The organism is Novosphingobium sp. AAP93 (genome assembly GCF_001296055.1).
Lineage (GTDB): Bacteria > Pseudomonadota > Alphaproteobacteria > Sphingomonadales > Sphingomonadaceae > Novosphingobium.
Window position 1 is genome coordinate 19,700 of the sequence record NZ_LJHZ01000066.1, and the last position, 19,174, is coordinate 38,873.

General features: G+C 62.3%; 10 protein-coding genes and 1 other annotated feature. Of the genes, 5 read left to right on the forward strand and 5 right to left on the reverse strand.

Translation table 11 applies throughout. The annotated features are described in order from the left end of the window. Positions 1–117: 117 nt before the first annotated feature. Positions 118–1,346, reverse strand: a protein-coding gene (locus tag IP83_RS11150) for an IS3 family transposase (protein WP_156309678.1) whose coding sequence is annotated in 2 segments (ribosomal slippage) — positions 118–1,058 and positions 1,058–1,346 — 1,230 coding nt in all. Because the reading frame shifts where the segments join, the coding sequence is not laid out codon by codon here. Next, positions 949–1,065: a sequence feature (AL1L pseudoknot), on the reverse strand. It overlaps the preceding gene by 117 nt. 274 nt (positions 1,347–1,620) lie before the next feature. Then, a complete protein-coding gene (locus tag IP83_RS11160; protein WP_156309679.1) occupies positions 1,621–5,427 on the reverse strand; it encodes an ankyrin repeat domain-containing protein in 3,807 nt (1,268 codons plus the stop codon). Between the two features lie 407 nt (positions 5,428–5,834). On the opposite strand from IP83_RS11160, the gene IP83_RS11165 reads away from it, so the two are divergent. Continuing rightward, positions 5,835–7,007, forward strand: coding sequence for a hypothetical protein (locus IP83_RS11165; RefSeq protein WP_054122300.1), 1,173 nt, complete (start codon positions 5,835–5,837; stop codon positions 7,005–7,007). Here the strand turns inward: IP83_RS11165 and IP83_RS11170 are convergent. Next, positions 6,992–8,731: an NAD(P)/FAD-dependent oxidoreductase gene (locus tag IP83_RS11170; protein ID WP_054122301.1), complete on the reverse strand. Its 1,740-nt coding sequence runs from the start codon at positions 8,729–8,731 to the stop codon at positions 6,992–6,994. The two genes, IP83_RS11165 and IP83_RS11170, sit on opposite strands and share 16 nt — an antisense overlap. Before the next feature lie 36 nt (positions 8,732–8,767). Beyond that, complete coding sequence (locus IP83_RS11175; protein WP_054122324.1) at positions 8,768–11,038, reverse strand: TonB-dependent receptor; 2,271 nt, start codon at positions 11,036–11,038, stop codon at positions 8,768–8,770. A 167-nt stretch (positions 11,039–11,205) separates the two neighbouring features. On the opposite strand from IP83_RS11175, the gene IP83_RS11180 reads away from it, so the two are divergent. The 4 genes from IP83_RS11180 to acs all read left to right on the forward strand — a co-directional run bounded on the left by IP83_RS11180 (position 11,206) and on the right by acs (position 16,545). Continuing rightward, positions 11,206–11,883: a TetR/AcrR family transcriptional regulator gene (locus tag IP83_RS11180; RefSeq protein ID WP_054122302.1), complete on the forward strand. Its 678-nt coding sequence runs from the start codon at positions 11,206–11,208 to the stop codon at positions 11,881–11,883. 19 nt (positions 11,884–11,902) lie between these two features. Beyond that, positions 11,903–13,186 (forward strand): aminotransferase class III-fold pyridoxal phosphate-dependent enzyme, encoded by a 1,284-nt coding sequence (locus IP83_RS11185; protein WP_054122303.1) that lies wholly within the window; start codon positions 11,903–11,905, stop codon positions 13,184–13,186. 1 nt (position 13,187) lies between these two features. Continuing rightward, positions 13,188–14,519, forward strand: coding sequence for an FAD-binding oxidoreductase (locus tag IP83_RS11190; RefSeq protein WP_054122304.1), 1,332 nt, complete (start codon positions 13,188–13,190; stop codon positions 14,517–14,519). Positions 14,520–14,604: 85 nt separating this feature from the next. Beyond that, entirely contained in the window at positions 14,605–16,545 is a 1,941-nt protein-coding gene (acs, locus tag IP83_RS11195) for an acetate--CoA ligase (RefSeq protein ID WP_054122305.1), read from the forward strand. A 54-nt stretch (positions 16,546–16,599) separates the two neighbouring features. Here the strand turns inward: acs and katG are convergent, their stop codons facing one another. Next, positions 16,600–18,831 carry a catalase/peroxidase HPI gene (katG, locus tag IP83_RS11200; RefSeq protein WP_054122306.1) on the reverse strand — a complete coding sequence of 744 codons (2,232 nt, stop codon included), beginning with the start codon at positions 18,829–18,831 and terminating at the stop codon, positions 16,600–16,602. Between the last annotated feature and the right edge of the window lie 343 nt (positions 18,832–19,174).

A 19,174-nucleotide genomic window follows, 5' to 3' on the forward strand; every position in this document is an offset into this window, starting at 1 on the left:
ATGAAGGCGCCCATCTTCTCAGGGGTGTCATTCAGGGGCACCATCCATGGCCCTACGAGGCCGACGGTCACCGTGAACTGAACCGCCCCGGGATTGCCGGAGGCCAGTCGGCTTAAATTATGCGGCCATTGGGGTGTCGTCCAGCATGGCGTAGTAGCGTTCCTCAGCTTCGGCCGGCGGGATATTGCCGATGGGCGCGAGCAGGCGGCGGTTGTTAAACCAGTCCACCCATTCGAGCGTGGCGTATTCAACATCTTCAAAGGATCGCCACGGTCCTCGCCGGTGGATCACCTCAGCCTTGTAAAGACCGTTGATCGTCTCGGCCAAGGCGTTGTCATAGCTGTCGCCGACGCTGCCCACCGATGGCTCGATCCCGGCCTCGGCAAGGCGCTCGGTATACTTGATCGACACGTATTGGCTGCCGCGGTCGCTGTGGTGGATCAGGCCACCACGAGGAACGGGTCTCCGATCGTGGATCGCCTGCTCCAGGGCATCCAGCACGAAGCTGGCATGCGCCGTCCTGCTTACCCGCCAGCCCACGATATAGCGGGCGTAAACGTCGATCACGAAGGCCACGTAGACGAACCCCGACCACGTCGCGACGTAAGTGAAATCCGACACCCACAGCATGTTCGGTGCCGGGGCATGGAACTGACGGTTGACCTGATCGAGCGGGCACGGTGCCGTCTTATCGCTGATCGTCGTCTTCACCGGCTTGCCCCGGATCACGCCCTGCAGGCCCAGATCACGCATCAGCCGTTCCACCGTGCAGCGGGCAATATCGAAACCCTCCCGCTGCATCTGCCGCCACACCTTGCGCACGCCATAGACCTTGAAGTTGGCATCGAACACGCGCCGAACCTCGGGCTTCATCGCCTCGTCGCGCTGGGCACGTGCCGACAGGCGCGACGGATCGCGGCGCTGTGCCACTCGCTCATGGTAGGTGGATGGGGCGATCGGCAGAACCCGGCAGATCGGCTCGACCCCATACTCATCGCGATGCTCGTCAATGAAGGCAGTCATCGCTTGAACGGGCGGTCGAGCTCCGCCTGGGCAAAATATGCGGAAGCCTTGCGCAGGATCTCGTTGGCCTGCCGCAGTTCGCGGTTCTCGCGCTCCAGTGCCTTGAGGCGGTCTGCCAGCTCGGCAGGAACGCCAGCACGCTTGCCGCTGTTGACCTCAGCCTTCTTCACCCACTCCAGCAGCGTGTGCCCCGAGCAGCCAATCTTGGCAGCTATGGATGTGATCGCCGCCCAGCGAGATGGATGATCGCTCTCATGGTCCAGCACCATGCGGACTGCCCGTTCACGAACCTCCGCCGCAAATTTGTTCATCGTCTTGCTCATCTTAGACCCTTCCTCTCAGGAGTTAGGGCCTCCGGCAATCCCGGGGCGGTTCAAACCTTAACCTTGAGAAGGGAGACATATGCGGGCGTTCCGTCCATTAGCTCAATGGCTTTCCGGGCGTTGTTTCTGGCCCAGAGCGGCGGCCGGTTATACGTGACATTCAATGACATGAGTGCAAGCCACCTGAGAACCTATTGCCAGACTAAAGGCTACAGCATTCCAGCCAAGCGATCGCTTAACTGGCGAGCCTTCATCCCACCGCTCAGCATTGAACCTAACTGTCTATGCCGAGTGTCTCGAGATCCATTCCCTGCTTTTTCAAGGCCGCCAGGTAAATAGTTGTCAAATCTGGGGCAGCGGCCATTGCATCGTCTAGCTTTTCGCTCATCTCGGCCGGATCAATCTCACTCCAAGAGGCCAGATCCACATCTGCAAAACTGACCATTTTTTCGAGGAAAGGCCCAATCCGATCAGCATCGTCGTCGTAAGCCTCTGACATAAAAGCGAGGATGAGAATAATGTCTTCAAGATCTGGCATTACACCCAGTCCAAGGAAGCGATCGAGTTCGCGAAGCGGATCAGCGATATCCCCATCCTGTGCGCCCCTAGCAATGGCGGAGAAAACACTCCGGCCAGCGAGCCTCAAAGACGGATCTGCACCCACATTCAGCAGGTACTCGACGACAGGACCATTGCCGAAGCAAAGAGCCTGCAGGAGAGGTGTGAAAAACTGGGTTCCAGGAATGACCTTCATAGGTAAATTGACTGGTACTTTTGCCTTCTCAATCAGAAACTTGATGTGCTTGACGGAGCATTCACAAACGGCATTGTGGATGCCGGCAAAGCCCTCGTCGTCTGTCTTGGTCGTATCAATTCCAGCCTTAATCAAGAGATCGAGGCATTTGCGAGCGTTACTTGTCTCAGCGGACGCTATAAGCTTAAAGGCATTGGCTCCATTCGAAGTCGCGATGTTAACATCAGCACCTCGATTAATGAGGATTTTGACAGCTTTGTGATTCTCGTTTTGCGCTGCAATGGTGAGCGGCGTCCAGCCAGATTCCCTGTCACCAAACGGGTCAGGATTTGCTCCAGATTCGAGAAGATATTCGAAGATATCCATCCTTCCGCCGTTCTTGAGGGATGCGGTAAGCGGCGTGTTATAGCCAGAAGCTCTCTTCGGGTTTCCAATCGAAAGATTAACGTTTGCTCCACCTTCTACCAAGGTTTTGACGACATCGACGGTCGCATGCTCACATGCGAGCATCAGAATGCTGACACCCTTGAGGCCGTTGAGGTTGATTGTTTCGTTCACGTCAACGCCAGTCTTGATGAGCTGAACTACCTTTTCCCAATCACCATATGGCAAAACCGCCTCAAAGATGGGAGGCAGCTCTTCCGTATCTACAACGACCTCTTCGTCCTCCTTCTCACCCAAGAGACGCATCAGAGCCTCGATGCTGTCTACACCCAAAGTTTGGACTAGAGTGCTTGCTGCGTCATCGCCGATTTCGGCCAGCTCTGCGTCCAGCTTGCGAGCGCGGTCCAGTCCACTGCCCTCCGTTGGCCCTGTGAATTCAATTTCATCACTCGTTGCAGGATAAACGAAGTCGCGGAAATACCGCTGGTTCTCGTCAAGGTTGAGGCCCCAAACACTGGCCATAACGGCCAAAGCATGCTTTTCGCCATTGTCGAGACCGTCTATGGATGCGACCTCAAGGCCAGCCCAAGCAGCAAGGCGCCGTGCGAAGGGATCCTTGATGCGCTCTGCGTATGTGCGAAAAATCCCATCGAGATCCCTCTTCGAAGATACTTCGGACAATGCGTCGTAGACTTCATGCGTGTATGACGGCCGTCCAAACATCGTGAACGCCAAATTGTAATGCAAAGCTGTTGACACCCGCGCCTGCCTGGCCCGTTCGATGTCGTGAGTAATTTCGAGAATGCTAATCGCCTCACGATTACGATACATCATTTCAACTATACCGCGAACCTTATTTACTTCTTCTGCTTCCTCTTCAGAAATAGTTCCGTCTCCGACTGCGACCAGAAGGGCACAATGGCATATGGAGTCGATAAGTTTCTCTTTCTGCTCTGCAGCCGCCTTCTGTTCAAGGAATGGCTGAAGGGCCTTCTTGTTAGCCTTTTGATAAGCCTTAGCGCGTTTATTGTTGCCAAAGTGGTCGACAAAAAATTCATAAACGGCATATTTTTGCGCTGGAGACGAGGCTGCCTGCTCGGCTTGAGAGAGAAGCCTTTCACGGACTTCATTCCACTCATCATCATATGCCGACTCGGCCATTGACAGGAGGTGCATACGTGCGGCGCCAGATCCGAATGAAGCATTCTCATCCTGAGGCTGCGCCGCCTTTCCAGCAAATCTATCACTGAGTATAGGAGAGACATCAATGAGTGCAAACAACTCTGCTTCAGCATTTTCCTTACTAATGAATTCTTTATCGACGGCTAATTTGATCACATCAAAGGCGTTATAACCGCCGTCAAAGAAGTCACTGTCCTTTGCGCACTTGCGCATGCGTTTCAGGATAGGCGCGACCAACTGCGCTGTTGCGCTCTCGGCGTCGATAATGGCCCGCATATCACCTATATCACGCGCTGCCGTAATGGCCTTATCGAAAAGTCGCTTTGCACTCTTATCACTTAACGAGATCATCTCGTGAGCGACAAAATGGAGATAGTCGTCAGTTGAGGACAGAGCATTGAAAGCTGACTGGACGCATTCAGCCGCCTGGTCGGCATTGCCAGCCTCGGCTGCTGCCGCTGCGAGAGATAGAAAGTCGCGAGTGGTACTTGCAGCGGAAACTGCCTTTGATGCAATTTCCTCCTTAAGGCTGGGATCATTAAGAAAGTGAGGATCACACCATGTGCGCAACGTAGCCAGGTCATCCACATCGATCTCGGTGCGCGAAATAGCATAGCGTATCATTGCGCGCACCGTAGGATAAACCTCCGGACCGAGAATAGCGATCTCTTCAAGCTCCCGCAAACTGAAGTACAGATTTTCTTCATCTTCGTATGACGCAAGTATTTCATCACAAAGATCTTTTTTCATCCTCAAAGCTTGCGATATATAGCGACGCAACTCCTTTATATTTTTGGGCTGAATATCCAGTCCAATCTCAGCAGGCACATGAAGCCATGTAATTTTGGAAACTGCCGTTTTAATTCCATTTACGACATCGGCGTCCAGCGCATCATCATGATACACGAACCTCAACGACATCAAAGCCGGTCCATAAAACTCAATTGCAAAAACGCTCGCCTCATTCCATTCACCACGAACGCTCCACCCCTTTGAACCAATAGAAGTCGTAAACTCTTCAATTTCTTGAGAGTAGTCAAAATGATACACCATGTTTTCAAATGCATCAAAAAGGTTGGATGATGGGGTCATTTGATGTGGCCCGCCTTCGATGATTGCCCCATTCGGGCCATGCATGAAGACATTGTCTTCGCCGATTTCATCAACGAGACGCCATCCTCTGGGCATCGATGCTGCGAACGCAACTACGTCGAAAGGAAAGCCAAAGCGGCCGATACGGGGAGCGGCTACCCTACCTTTCTTCGTCTGCCCCTCCCCACCTTTGGGTGCTTTGGCAGACGGGGTCTTTTGGGTCTCCAATGGAGACGATTGCGCCCCACTCGGGCGTAATTTTCGGATCGCCTTCGTGTAGGCCTGCTGCCGTGACTTACCAGTCCTATCGCCGGGGCCGTAAACCGGTTCGACAGCAGATAAGCCAGCATCGAGGAGTTCGAGCATAGCAGATTGGTCGATTCTTGGCTGAATGATAGGCAGCGAAATGAGGCGGCTCAACCTCTGCAATTTTGACATATCTGATTTTGACGGATTGGAGCCGTCACCGAGAAATGCGGCAGGCAACTCGCGAATGAGCGCTTGGTAATCCGCAAGAAGCTCTTCGTCTGTCTTCTCTCGCGGCGGAACGAAAGTCGATTTTGAATGCGAGGATTCACTCGCGGCTAAATCGGACGATCCGGATTTGATGACCATCTTGATAAGCAGGAAACCTAATCCTGCGAGGATTATGATCACTCCAATCGACACGAAGCCCTCCCCTGAGCATCTCGGCAATCAACCGATTCGGCTTTGAGCTTAGTGCAAGGGACCAACCGCTGTCGCGAATCAAAAAAGTTGTGCTCGGAATGTTCCGTTTGACCGATTGTCAGAGTTTTCCGCTGGGAGTGCCGACCGACCAGTCAGCCCTTGTGCCTATGCAGACTGGATAATCGTGGGGATCAAATGAGGCCCGAAACGTTGTTTGAAGGCGAGATTGAACCGTTTGCACCCTATTTGGTGGAGAAGATTCGCGATCGACCAACCATACACGACCAACTTTCTGCACATCGCCAGCACAAGTCCCAGCCGGTCGCGCCGTGCATCGGCGCGCGCTTGACTTGACTCCCGGCCTGCCCAATAAACCCGATAATTATCGGAAACAACGAGGGGTTGGCATGGCGGCGCAGCAGGAACCAACCGGCCCCTCGCCCACGCGCCTCGCGCTCGGCGCGTGCCTGCTGATCGGTGCCGCTGGCCTGCTTGTATTGGGGGTACAACCGCTGCTCTACGGCAGCTACGTCCACGAAGGCCGGATCGGCGAGGCCAGCCTTGGACTCCTCGCCGCCATCGAGATTGCCGCCATCGCGCTCGGGAGTGCAGGCGGGATCGCGCTGCTCAGCCGCGTGCCAGCGCGGCTGGTGGCATTCGTCGGGATCGCTGTCACCATCGCGGCGAACCTCTTTCCGGCGGCGGTTCCGCTGCTCCTCGCCCGTGCGGTCTCCGGTGCAGGCGGCGGCCTGCTGGTCGGGGTCGCGGCTGGTGCCATTGCGCGGTCGAAGGGCCTCAATGCCGCTGCAGCCGCGTTCCTCTTCCTGCAAGCCGCCAGCCAGTATGCCATCCTGCAGTGGTTCGCGAGCGCGGCCGCGCCGGGCGCCGCGGCCGATGTCCAGCATGCCCTTGCCGTGGTTGCCGCGCTCACCGCGCTGACCTTGCCGCTCGTGCCGAAAAGCCTCGCTTCAGGCGCCCACCCTGAAGACCCGGCAAGCAAGGGTACCATTCCCCTGTCGGGCTGGACCGGCCTCGCCGCCTCTGCCTTGCTCGTCGGCGCGATCGTCGGAATCTGGGCCTACATGGGCCTCTGGCTCGAAGCGCGCGGCATCGCGCCTGAACGCGTGGCGCCGATGCTGACCGCCTCGATGGTCGGCCAGATGGCGGGCGCGCTGGTCGCCATCTCGATTGGCGAGCGCGGGAATGCCGGGTTGCGCGCGATCGTGACCGGCTTGGGGCTCATGTTCATCGTCGCGCTGCTGTTCCTGCGCGGCGCGGAAGGCCTCGTAGGCTGGGGCCTCGTCGTCGGCTACGGCTTCGTCTGGATGGTCGTCACCCCCGCGCTCACCGGCTTCCTGCTGGAAGCGGACCCGACACGCCGGAGCCTGCCCTACGCGGCGACAGCGCAGCTCCTCGGAGCAGCGATCCTGCCCACCGCCGCCGGGATGCTGATCGAGTTGCCCAAGGAATATGGGGGCCTCGACACCGTGCTGCTCGCCTGCGCCGCCGCGGGCATCCTTGGCCTCGCCATGATCGGCGCGGCACTCGCGCTCAGGCCGCGCGCTTACGCGGGGACGTAAGGCTCGACCGGCAGGCCCTCGTACCGCGCCTTGAGCTGAAGCCCGAGGTACTGCGAGTAACTGCGTGCCATCGCGAGATTTCCGGCCATGAACCACAGCCCCGGCTCGGCGGTCGGCTTCCACAGGTTCTTCATTTCGCCTTCCCACGGACCGGGATCGCCGGCGAAGCCCGAGCCATAGCCCCAGGTCTTGCCGATACGCTCCGCCACGTCCGGGTTGATCAGCCGCGCCACCCACTGCTTCATGTCGCCAAAGCCGGTTGCGTAGATGATTCGGTCTGCCCGCTCGTGGCTGCCGTCGGAAAGCACCAGCCCATCCTCGTCGATCCGCTCGATCGTCACGCCCGAGCGCACCTTGATCCGCCCGTCCGCGACCATTTCCGAAGCGCCGACATCGACGTAATAGCCCGAGGAAGTGCGCTGGAACTTCATCGCGATGCCGGTGCCGTCCGGCCCGAAATCGACCTGGAACCCCGCATCCGTCAGCCGCTGGTAGAACGGCGCTTCCGAAACCCGCAGCGCATCCCACGTCGCCTTGTTGACCTTCTCGGCCAACCGCATCGGCACCGAGGCGCTGAGCAGGTCGGCCTTGTCCGTCGTGAGCCCGGAATCGTACGCCTGCTGCGAGTAGGCTCCCGCCAGCAGCGTCTCCATGTTCGATTGCCGCACGATCAGCGTCGAGGAGCGCTGGATCATCACCGGCTCGGCCCCATGGCTGACGAGATCGGCGCAGATGTCATGCGCCGAATTGTTCGCGCCGACCACGATCACGCGCTGGCCTGCCAGCCCCTCGCCGCCCGGATGCGCGCTCGAATGGCACTGGTGGCCCTTGAAGGTCTCCTGCCCCGGGAACGTCGGCGTGATCGGGAAGCCGGCATTGCCGACCGCCATCACTACGTGTTCGGGCGAAAGCGTTAACGGCTTGCCATCGCGCACAAGCGAAACCTGCCATCTTCCGGTGGCGGGATCGCGCGAGATGCCTTTGCATTCGGTGCTGGTCCAGATCCCCAGTTCCATGATCGCGGCATAGTATTCCAGCCAATCGCCCATCTTCTGCTTGGGGGTGTAGACCGGCCAGTGATCTGGGAACGGCACATAGGGCATGTGGTCGTACCACACCGGATCGTGCAGCAGCAGCGACTTATAGCGCGAGCGCCACTGGTCACCTACGCGCGGGTACTTGTCGATGAGCAGGCACGGCACGCCCAGCATCTTGAGCCGCGCGCCAAGCGCGAGGCCGCCCTGCCCCGCGCCGATGACCAGCACGTAGGGCGGATTGCTCTCGCTCCACTGCTCGACATCATCATGCCGCACGTCTTCCCAGGTGCGCTTGCCGGTCTCGTCGACCACTCCGGAGTTCCGGCGGCCGCGCAGCGGTTCCTCGAACCCCTTGAGTTCCTTGAGCGCGGTGAGCAGCGTAAAGCACTGTTCGCCCATCAACCGCACATAGCCTTCGCCACGGCCAAGCGCGGTCTCGAAGGTGATGAAGCCCTCGGTCGCGCCTTCCGGCACGTCGCTGGCGAAGCCACCGATGCCCGACTCTGCCGCGCGCGCACCCGCAAAGGCAGCGATCGCCTCCGTCCCCTCATGCGTCGCCAAGGTCCAGCCCAGCGCCAGATAGTCGCGCCACAGACCATCCGGCACGAACAGCGCCGCCACCGCCGCGCCGTCCCCTGTCTTCAGCGCCGCACCGAACTTCTCGAGCCAGCCATGTACGTCAAGCATCCGAAATTTCTGCCTTTTCTTTAATGACCACGCCGCTCAGAAATGCGCGACCAACTGGACCCCGAAGGTACGCGGATCGTTGTAGTTGATCTGGTCCTGCGTGATGACTGGCGCAATTGAGGATATGTAGCGCGAAGAATTGAGGTTCTTCACCCACAGCGCGGCTTCCCACACTTTCGACGGCGCCTGATAGGCAAGCCGCGCGTTGATCCGCCCGTTGCCCTTCACCTCGGTGCTCGGCGCATTGTCGGGGAACAACGCGATCGAGGAGACATAGGTGCCGTCCACCCGCGCCTTGATCGCCGCGCCGGTGCGCAGCGGGATCGTCCAGTTGATCCCGCCCGAGAAGGCAAACTTCGGTGCATTCACCAGCCGGTTGCCCGAATAGCTCACCCCGCCGAGCGCGGCGAACTTCTTGTATTCGCTGTGCATGAAGGTCGCCGCGCCGAACAGGTCGAGATTGCGGGTGGGGCGCACTGTCAGCTCCGCCTCGAGGCCGTAGATCTCGGCATTGCCCGCGTTCAGCTTGCGCTGCACCGGGATCGGACCGGTCAGATCGAACACGAAGACCTGCAGGTCGCGGTAGTCATAGTAGAACGCCGAGGTGTTGAAACGCACCTTGCGATCAAGGAACTCGGTCTTCAGGCCCACTTCATAGGCATAGAGCTTTTCCGAATTGAACGGCACAAGCTGGAGCGGATCGGTCGATGCCCCGCCCGCGAAACCGCCGCTATTGTAACCCTTCGAGAACGAGGCATAGACCAGCGTGTCGCCCGTCTTGTAATTGAGCGCCGCGCGCCACGAGAGATCGCGGAAGGTCTTGCGCCCGTTGAAATCGAGCAGCGGCAGGGTGATGTCGGAATAGGCCTTCACCGGAACCACGCCGCCGACGGCATCGAACAGGCTGTGGTAGTCCATGCTGATCCGGTCGTTCGACCAGCGCAGCCCCACCGTCGCTGTCAGCTTGTCGGTCAGCTTGTAATCCGCCTGCCCGAACACCGCGACGCTGCGGGTGCGCTGGGTATAGGGATAGCGCAGCAGGCCGAGCGAATTGACCGGATCAAAGGTCCCGAGCAAGTCATTGGGATCGCGCAAGCTGCGCAGCAGGTCGAAGCTGCTGTCGGTCGCCAGCGTGTCGTGGAAATAGTACCCGCCGATGATCCAGTTCAGCTTGCGATCGCCGGTCGATTGCAACCGCAGTTCCTGGCTCCACTGGCGCGGTCGGTCCTGATAATAGGCCACCACGAAGTCATTCGGGCTGGCGTCGGTATCTTCGAGCGTTGCGCGGTTGACCTGCTCGTAGGCAGTGATCGACGTCAGCTGCACGCCGCCAAAGTCGATCTGGCCGAGCAGCGAGGCGCCGAACACGCCGATGCGCTCCTTGCCCTCGACGTTGTAGTCGCCGGCATAGACGTTGTTGTCGGTATCGGCGTAGCCGAAGGCGTCTGTCGGAAAGCCATTGAGCAACGGCAGCGTCTCGCCGCCGAACCCCACTCCCTGCCCGCGGTGCTGGAATTGCCGCGCCCCGCCGGTGTTGTTGCCCCCGTGCACCGAAAGCCGCAGCAGCACGTTCGGCGCGGGCGTGAAGTCCGCGATCCCGCGCAGCGCCCAGAGGTTGATGTTGTTGACGCGGTTGCCGGTCAGCCGGTTGTAGGTCGTCCCGTCGCGCCGGTTGTAGAAGCCCGCAATGCGGACCTTGAGCAGGTCCTTGGCAATCGGCCCGCCGATACCGCCTTCGAGCTGCACTTCGTTGAACCGGCCATAGAGCGCGGAGAAATCGCCGCTCAGTTCGTCGGTCGGCTTGCGGCTCGAAAAGCGGATCGCGCCCGCCGTCGTGTTGCGGCCATAGAGCGTCCCCTGCGGCCCCTTCAGCACTTCAATCCCATCGGAATCAAACACATTGAAGAGCTTGCCCGCGTTCGCGCCGATGAACACATCGTCGACATAGACGCCCACCGCGCCGGTCGTGTTCGAGTTGAAATCGCCGATGCCGACGCCGCGGATGAACAGCGAAGTGGTCGAAGCCGCCGTGCCTGCCTGCATCGAAAGGCTCGGCACCAGCAGCGTCAGGTCGCGCGGATCGCGCACGCCGGTCTCAGTAAGCGCGTCGCCGCTGATCGCCGCGATTGCGATCGGCACGTCCTGCACGTTCTGCGCGCGGCGCTGGGCGGTCACGACGATCTCGGCGATGCCGCCGCTATCCTTGGCCGGCGGTGCGGCCTCCTGCGCCAGCGCGGGCGCGGATAGCGCGAGTGCGCTCCCCGCCAGCATCATTCCAAGGCACCGCTTCCGATTGGCCTGCTGCATGATCATCTCCCCGCTTCGGCGCCGCGGCCTTTGCCTGCGGCTGAGCTTCCCCCTGAAAAGGGAAGCTGCCGCGTGATGGCAGGGGGCGTCAAGCTGAATCTGACATAAATTCGGATTTTTATCTGAAAACGGTTGAACCACGCAAAATCCGCGCTAGTCTCGGCGCCATGGTCACGATCCTACCCCGACCCGCAGCGTCCGGCGCTGCCGAAGCGATCCGCCGCCCGCGCCAGAAGCGCAGCCAGCAGCGTTTCGAGGCGATCCTCGATTCTGCAGATCGCCTGCTCGAAACGCTCGAGCCGGCACAGATCAGCATATATACGCTTGCCGAGGAAGCCGGGCTTTCGGCCCCGTCGATCTACCATTTCTTTCCCGATGCGGGGCAGGTCTTCGTTGCGCTTGCGGAGCGCTATACGCAGGAATTCATAGAGCTGCTCGACAAGCCGGTGCCGGCAGGCATCAACACCTGGCAGGGCTACCTCGCCGCGCGCTACGCTCATGGCCGCGAGCATTACAACGCGCACACTGCCGCGCGCCGCCTGCTTCTGGGCTCCGGCCTTTCCGCCACGATCCGCGCGCGCGATCTCGAGAACGACCGCGTCATCGCAGAACGCAGCATGGCCGAACTCACTCGCCTGTTCGACATCGCGCCCAGCGCCGATCTGGTCGAGCGCTTCACCGAACTGCTCGTGATCAACGATGCGATCTGGACGCTGTCGGTCCACCGCCACGGTGTGATCACCGATGCCTACGAGGAACAGGCCCGCCGCGCACGCGAGGCCTATGCCCGCACGTTCCTGCCCGAATATCTGCCGCTGCGTGCGGCCGCCGAACAAGCCGCCTGAACACCGAGGGGAGAGCACCATGACCACAAATGCCACCGACCAAGCCCTGCGCCAGCGTGCCCTCAAAGTCGTCCCCGGCGGCATGTACGGCCACGAGGCAACCACCCTGCTCCCCGCCAGTTATCCGCAGTTCTTCGAGCGCGGCGAAGGCGCCTACATCTGGGACGTCGACGGCAACCGCTACCTCGATTTCATGTGCGCCTATGGCCCCAATTTGCTCGGCTACAACGACCGGCGCGTGAACGACGTCGCTGTCGCGCAGCTCGCCAAGGGCGATACGCTGACCGGCCCCAGTGCCCACTTCGTCGAACTCGCCGAGGCGCTCACCTCCATGGTCAGCCACGCCGATTGGGCGATGTTCTGCAAGAACGGCACCGACGCCACGACCATGGCGATGACCACCGCCCGCGCGCAGACCGGCAAGCGCCGCATTCTCGTCGCGGACGGGGCCTATCACGGCGCCGCGCCGTGGTGCACGCCGATGCCCGCCGGGATCGTCCCCGAAGAACGCGCGTTCATTTCCAAGTACCAGTACAACGACGTCGCGAGCCTCGAAGCCGCCGTCGCTGAAGCGGGCGATGATCTCGCCGCCATCTTCGCCTCTCCGTTCAAGCATGATGCCTTTGTCGATCAGGCGCTCCCCGATCCCGCCTATGCCAGGCGCGCCCGCGAGCTCTGCGATGAAACCGGCGCCATGCTCATCGTCGACGATGTCCGCGCCGGCTTCCGCCTGATCCGCGACTGTAGCTGGGAACTCGTCGGCGTACGGCCGGACATGAGCTGCTGGGGCAAGTCCTTCGCCAACGGCCATCCCATCTCCGCGCTCCTCGGCAACGACCGCTGCCGCGAAGGCGCCAGCCACATCTACGTCACCGGCTCGTTCTGGTTCGCCGCCGTGCCCATGGCCGCCGGGGTCGAGACGCTCAGGATCCTCCGCGAAACCGACTACCTCGAAAACTCGATCCGCCTTGGCACCCTGTGGCGCGAAGGCCTTGATGCGCTTGCCGCCAAGCACGGCTTCGCCCTGCGCCAGACCGGCCCGATGCAGATGCCGCAGATCCTGTTCGACAACGATCCCGACTACCGCACCGGCTTCGCCTGGGGCGAAGCGATGCTGAAGCGCGGCGTCTACGTCCACCCCTGGCACAACATGTTCTTCTGCGCCGCGATGACCGAGGCCGACATCCAGTTCGCCCTCGCCGCCGCCGACGATGCCTTCGCGTCGGTCAAGGCGCAGCAGGCCAGCATCGAACCACACCCCGTCGTGATGATGTTCCTCGGCGCGATGGCCGAAGCGCACTGAAATGGCCGCGCCGGAATTCTTCGAGAGCAGCCCATGGATCGCGGGAGGTGTGGAGCGCCAGCCGGCGCTCGCGGGTGCGAAGAATGCTGACGTCGTCATTATCGGCGGCGGCTTCACCGGGCTCAGCACCGCGCTCAAGCTGCGCGAAGAAGGCGTCGACGTGGCGATCCTCGAGCGCGATCACTGCGGCTTCGGCGCCAGCGGTCGCAATGCCGGGCATCTCACCCCGACCATCGGCAAGGATTTCCCCACGCTGGTCAAATACGTCGGCAAGGACCGCGCGGTGGAATACGCCCGCTTTGCCGACCGGGCCGTCCACTACACCGAAGCGATGATCGCGAAGCTCGGCGTCGATTGCGAATATGTGCCGACCGGCAATATCATCACCGGTCTCCACCCCCGCCACCGCAAGCCGCTGGCCGACGGGGCAGAGCTTGCCGCGAAACTCGGCGTCAAAGTCGCCTTCCTCGATGAAGCCGAAGTCCGCCGCCGTGGCCTCCCCTCGCATGTCCGCTTCGGCGTGCACGAACTGGCGGGCGGCCACCTCCATCCCGGCAAATATGTCCTCGCCCTGCGCCAGGCCGCGCTCGATGCCGGGGTGCGGATCTACGAGGACAGCGCCGTCACCCGGATCGAAGACGCCGCCTCCCCCATCGTGGTGCACACCGACAAGGGCAGCGTTACGGCCGAGAAGCTCGTCCTCGCCACCAATGCCTACACCCCGACAACACTCGGGCGAATGCGCAGCAAGGTCTTCCCCGTCCGTGTCACCCTGTTCCGCACCGCGCCGCTCACCGAGGCGCAATGGAACCGCGTGGGCTGGCAGGGCCGCGAACCGCTCTACACCGCGCACGAGGCGATGGAGAACTACCGCTCGCAAGCCGATGGCCGCATTTCCGGCGGGTCGAAATGGGTGCAGTACGGCTATGGCAGCACGCTCACCACCGGCCATCTTCCCGAAGTCTTCGCGGATTGGCGCAGGCTGTTCGCGCGGCGCTTCCCCGAACTGCCCGATGTGCCCATCGAATCGTTCTGGGGCGGCTGGATCGGCCTGACGCTCGATTTTCTCCCGCTCCACGGCGCCAACGCGCGCGGCACCGTATTCCACGGCCTCGGCTACAACGGCCACGGCATCGCGCAGGCGACCTACGCTGGACCGATGCTCGCCGATCAGGTGCTCGGCCGGCCCAACGCCGAAGTCGACCTGTTCCGCCGCCGCCTGTTCCCCCTCCCGCCCGAACCACTGCGCTGGCTGGTGCTGAAGGGCATCACTTCTATGCTCGACCGCATTGACAACCGCGTCGATGCCGATCTCGCGCGCGGGACAGTGTAGAGCGCCGTCGATTCAAGGCTTGGCAAACCGGGTCCATTGCGTCTTATAGCGGCCAAAATCCAACGCTTGCCGAGAGGACGCCGCCATGAGCCAGACCATCTATCCGGTCCCCCAGAACTGGTCCGAAGGCGCCCTGATCGACGACGCGCGCTATCAGGCGATGTATGCGCAGTCGCTCGCTGATCCGGAGACGTTCTGGCGCGGGGAGGCGCAGCGGATCGACTGGATCAAGCCCTTCACCAAGGTCAGCACGGCGAGCTTCCACGAGGCGGATTTCGGCATCAAGTGGTTCGAGGACGGCACCCTCAACCTCGCCGCCAATTGCCTCGACCGCCACCTTGCGACACGCGGCGAGCAGATCGCCATCCTGTGGGAGCCGGACAGCCCGGACACCCCCGACCGCCGCATCACCTACCGCGAGTTGCATGACATGGTGTGCCGCTTCGCCAATCTGCTCAAAGCGCGCGGCGTCCAGCGCGGCTCGCGCGTCACGATCTATCTGCCGATGGTCCCCGAAGCCGCCGTCGCCATGCTCGCCTGCGCGCGCATCGGCGCGATCCACTCGATCGTCTTCGCGGGCTTCTCGCCCGATGCGCTCGCCGGCCGGATCACCGATTGCGACAGCCGCCTCGTCATCACCGCCGACGAAGGCCTTCGCGGGGGCAAGAAAGTGCCGCTGAAGGCCAATGTCGATGAGGCGCTCACCCAGTGCCCGGGCGTCGATACGGTGATCGTCCTCCAGCACACCGGTGCCGCCGTGCCGATGGTGGAACGCCGCGACGTCGATTGGGCCAGCGCGGTTGCTACGCAGTCCGCCGATTGCCCGCCCGAAGAGATCGGCGCCGAAGACCCGCTGTTCATCCTCTACACCTCGGGCTCCACCGGCAAGCCCAAGGGCGTGCTCCACACCACCGGCGGCTACTCGGTCTGGGCCTCGATGACGCACGAGTACGTCTTCGATTATCGTCCCGCACAGATTTACTGGTGCGCCGCGGACGTGGGCTGGGTGACGGGCCACAGCTATGTCGTCTACGGGCCGCTCGTCAACGGCGCGACCACCGTGATGTTCGAAGGCGTGCCCAACTTCCCCGATCCCAGCCGCTTCTGGCAGGTCGTCGACAAGTTCGGCGTCGAGATCTTCTACGGCGCCCCGACCGCGCTGCGCGCGCTGATGCGCGAAGGTGACGAGTGGGTGAAGAAGACCAGCCGCCAGTCGCTGCGCCTCCTCGGCTCGGTGGGTGAGCCGATCAATCCCGAGGCCTGGGAGTGGTACCACAAGGTCGTCGGCGAAGGCCGCTGCCCGATCGTCGACACCTGGTGGCAGACCGAGACCGGCGGCGCGATGATCACCCCGCTCCCCGGCGCCACGGCGCTCAAGCCCGGCTCGGCCACGCGGCCCATGTTCGGCGTGAAGCCCGCGCTCCTCACCGGCGAGGGCCAGTTCCTCGAAGGCGCGGCCGATGGCTGCCTCGTCATCACGCAGAGCTGGCCCGGCCAGATGCGCACCGTCTGGGGCGATCACGAGCGCTTCTTCCAGACCTACTTCACCACCTTCCCCGGCCACTACTTCACCGGCGACGGCTGCCGCCGCGACGAGGACGGCTACTACTGGATCACCGGCCGCATCGACGACGTGATCAACGTCAGCGGCCACCGCATGGGCACCGCCGAAATCGAGAGCGCGCTCGTCGCCCACGCCAAGGTCGCCGAAGCGGCGGTCGTGGGCATGCCGCACGAGATCAAGGGCCAGGGCATCTATGCCTTCGTGACCACCAACGCCGACGTCGAGCCAGACGAGGCCTTGCGCAAGGAGCTCGTCCAGTGGGTCCGCCATGAAATCGGCCCCATCGCCACACCCGACGTCATCCAGTTCGCCCCAGGCCTGCCCAAGACCCGCTCGGGCAAGATCATGCGCCGCATCCTGCGCAAGATCGGCGAGAATGACGTCGGCAATCTGGGCGATACGTCGACGCTTGCCGATCCCTCCGTGGTGGACAACCTGCTGGCCAATCGCCCGAACGCCTGACACGAAAAAGGGCCGGAGCGCACCAGCGCCCCGGCCCTCTTCTGCTTCAACGCCTTACGAACGGTCGGCGTTCATCACCTTGGTCCAGGCCTTGGCGAAATCGCGCACGAAATGCTCGCGCGCATCGTCGCTAGCATAGGCTTCGGCCACCGCGCGAAGCTCCGAGTTCGAGCCGAAGATCAGGTCTGCGGGCGTCGCCGTCCACTTTACCGCGCCGCTTGTCCGGTCGCGCCCTTCATAGGCTGCGCCCGACTTGCTCCACACCGTGTCCATGCCAAGCAGGTTGACGAAGAAGTCGTTCGACAGCGTACCAAGGCGGCTGGTGAACTCGCCCGCGTTCGATCCAGCCGCATTGGCATCAAGGACGCGAAGCCCCCCAACCAGCACGGTCATTTCCGACACGGTCAGCCCCAGCAGGCTCGCCTTGTCGACCAGCGCCTCGGCAGGACCCTGCCAGGCGTCTGCCGCGTGCCAGTTGCGGAAGCCGTCAGACTTGGGCTCCATCGGCGCGAAGGCCGCAGGATCGGTCTGCTCGGCGCTCGCATCAACCCGGCCCGGCGTGAACGGCAGCTCGAGCGACACGCCGCCCTTCGCCGCCGCCTGCTCGACCGCCGCGTTGCCAGCCAGCACGATCAGATCGGCCATGCTCACCGTGCGGCCGCCCGGCGCAGTGCGGTTGTAGTCCGCTCGCACCTTTTCAAGCGCCGCCAGAACCTTGGCAAGCTCTGCCGGATCGTTGACGGCCCAGTCCTTCTGCGGCGCAAGGCGAATGCGCGCGCCATTGGCACCGCCGCGCAAGTCCGAATTGCGGTAGGTCGAGGCCGAAGCCCAGGCCGTGCGCACCAGCTGCGCCGGGGTCAGCCCCGCGCTGAGAACCTTGCCCTTGAGCGTGGCGATCTCCGCCGCGCCAATCAGCGGGTGATTGTCCACCGGCAGCGGATCCTGCCAGGTGAAGGTCTGCGACGGCACGTCCGCACCGATGTAGTGCGCCTTCGGCCCCATATCGCGGTGGGTCAGCTTGAACCACGCGCGGGCGAAGGCATCGGCATAGAGCTCGGGCTTATCCTTGAAGCGCAGCGCGATCGCGCGGAACGCCGGGTCCTGCTTGATCGCCATGTCGGTGGTGAACATGATCGGCGCGTGGGTCTTGCCCACCTCGTGCGCGTCCGGCACGATCTGCACATCCGCCGCGTTCACCGGCTGCCACTGCGTTGCGCCTGCCGGGCTCTTCACCTTGACCCAGTCGAATGCGAAGAGGTTGTCGAGGTACTGCGTGGTCCACGCGATGGGGTTGGCCGACCATGCGCCTTCGAGGCCGCTCGTCACCGTGTCCTTGCCCATGCCGGTGCCGCAGCTGTTCTTCCAGCCGGTGCCCTGCGCCTCGATCCCCGCGCCCGCCGGCGCTGCGCCGACGCAGGTGGCCGCATGCGCGCCGTGTGCCTTGCCGAAGGTGTGGCCGCCCGCGATCAGCGCGACGATTTCCTCGTCGTTCATCGCCATGCGGCCGAACGACTGCCGGATATCGTGCGCCGCGGAGATCGGATCGCCGTTCGCGTTGGGCCCTTCGGGGTTCACATAGATCAGCCCCATCTGCACCGCCGCGAGCGGGCCCTTGAGCTGCCGCTTCTCGTTCCAGCGGTCGCCGTTGGCCTCCAGCCACTTCTTCTCGGTACCCCAATAGACCGCATCGGGCTGCCACGTATCCGCGCGGCCGCCGCCGAAGCCCAGCGTCTTGAAGCCCATCTGCTCGAGCGCGACGTTGCCTGTCAGCACCATGAGATCGCCCCACGAAAGCTTGCGGCCATACTTCTGCTTGATCGGCCAGAGCAGCCGGCGCGCCTTGTCGAGGTTGGCATTGTCCGGCCACGAGTTCAGCGGCTCGAAGCGCTGCTCGCCGCCCGCACCGCCGCCGCGACCGTCGATCGTGCGGTAGGTGCCGGTGCTGTGCCAGGCCATGCGGATGAAGAACGGGCCATAATTGCCATAGTCCGCGGGCCACCAGGCTTGCGAGGTGGTCAGCACTTTGGCGATGTCCGCTTTGACTGCCTTGAGATCGAGGCTGAGGAAGGCCTTGCTGTAGTCGAAATCGGCGCCATAGGGGCTCGCCAGCGTGTTCTCGTTCTGTCGCAGCGGCGTCAGGTCAAGCTGATCGGGCCACCAGTCCTTGTTGGTCGTCGGCTTTTCGGCAGTGGCGGCAGGCGCCATCGGAGCCGCATCGGCGGCACGGGCGGCCACAGGCGCGGCAGTTAAAAGCGCAAGGGATAGGGTCGCGAGCGAAGCGCGCATGGGGGTTTCCTCTCTGCTCGCGGCGACCGGACGCACGTGTGTGCCGTACTGCCCGACACCGCTTGGGTTGGGATAATCTAGCCCGGGTTTCTGATCGAAACCAGCGGACGGGTCCGTTGTGGCGCAGAGGGCCACGATGCGACCAGTTGATTTGTCCGCTTACTATGATCGGACATTTCGATCACCAGGCAACGCTCGGGCACGATCCACCGCGCCCACCAAGCGACGAAAAATCAGGGCTGTGAAGGATAAACCAGTTCAGGACACCCGGCGCGGTGCAATTTTACGCATCCTCTCCCAAGGCCGCGCCGGGTGAACGACTTGTTTTGTGTGTGTGGTTTTA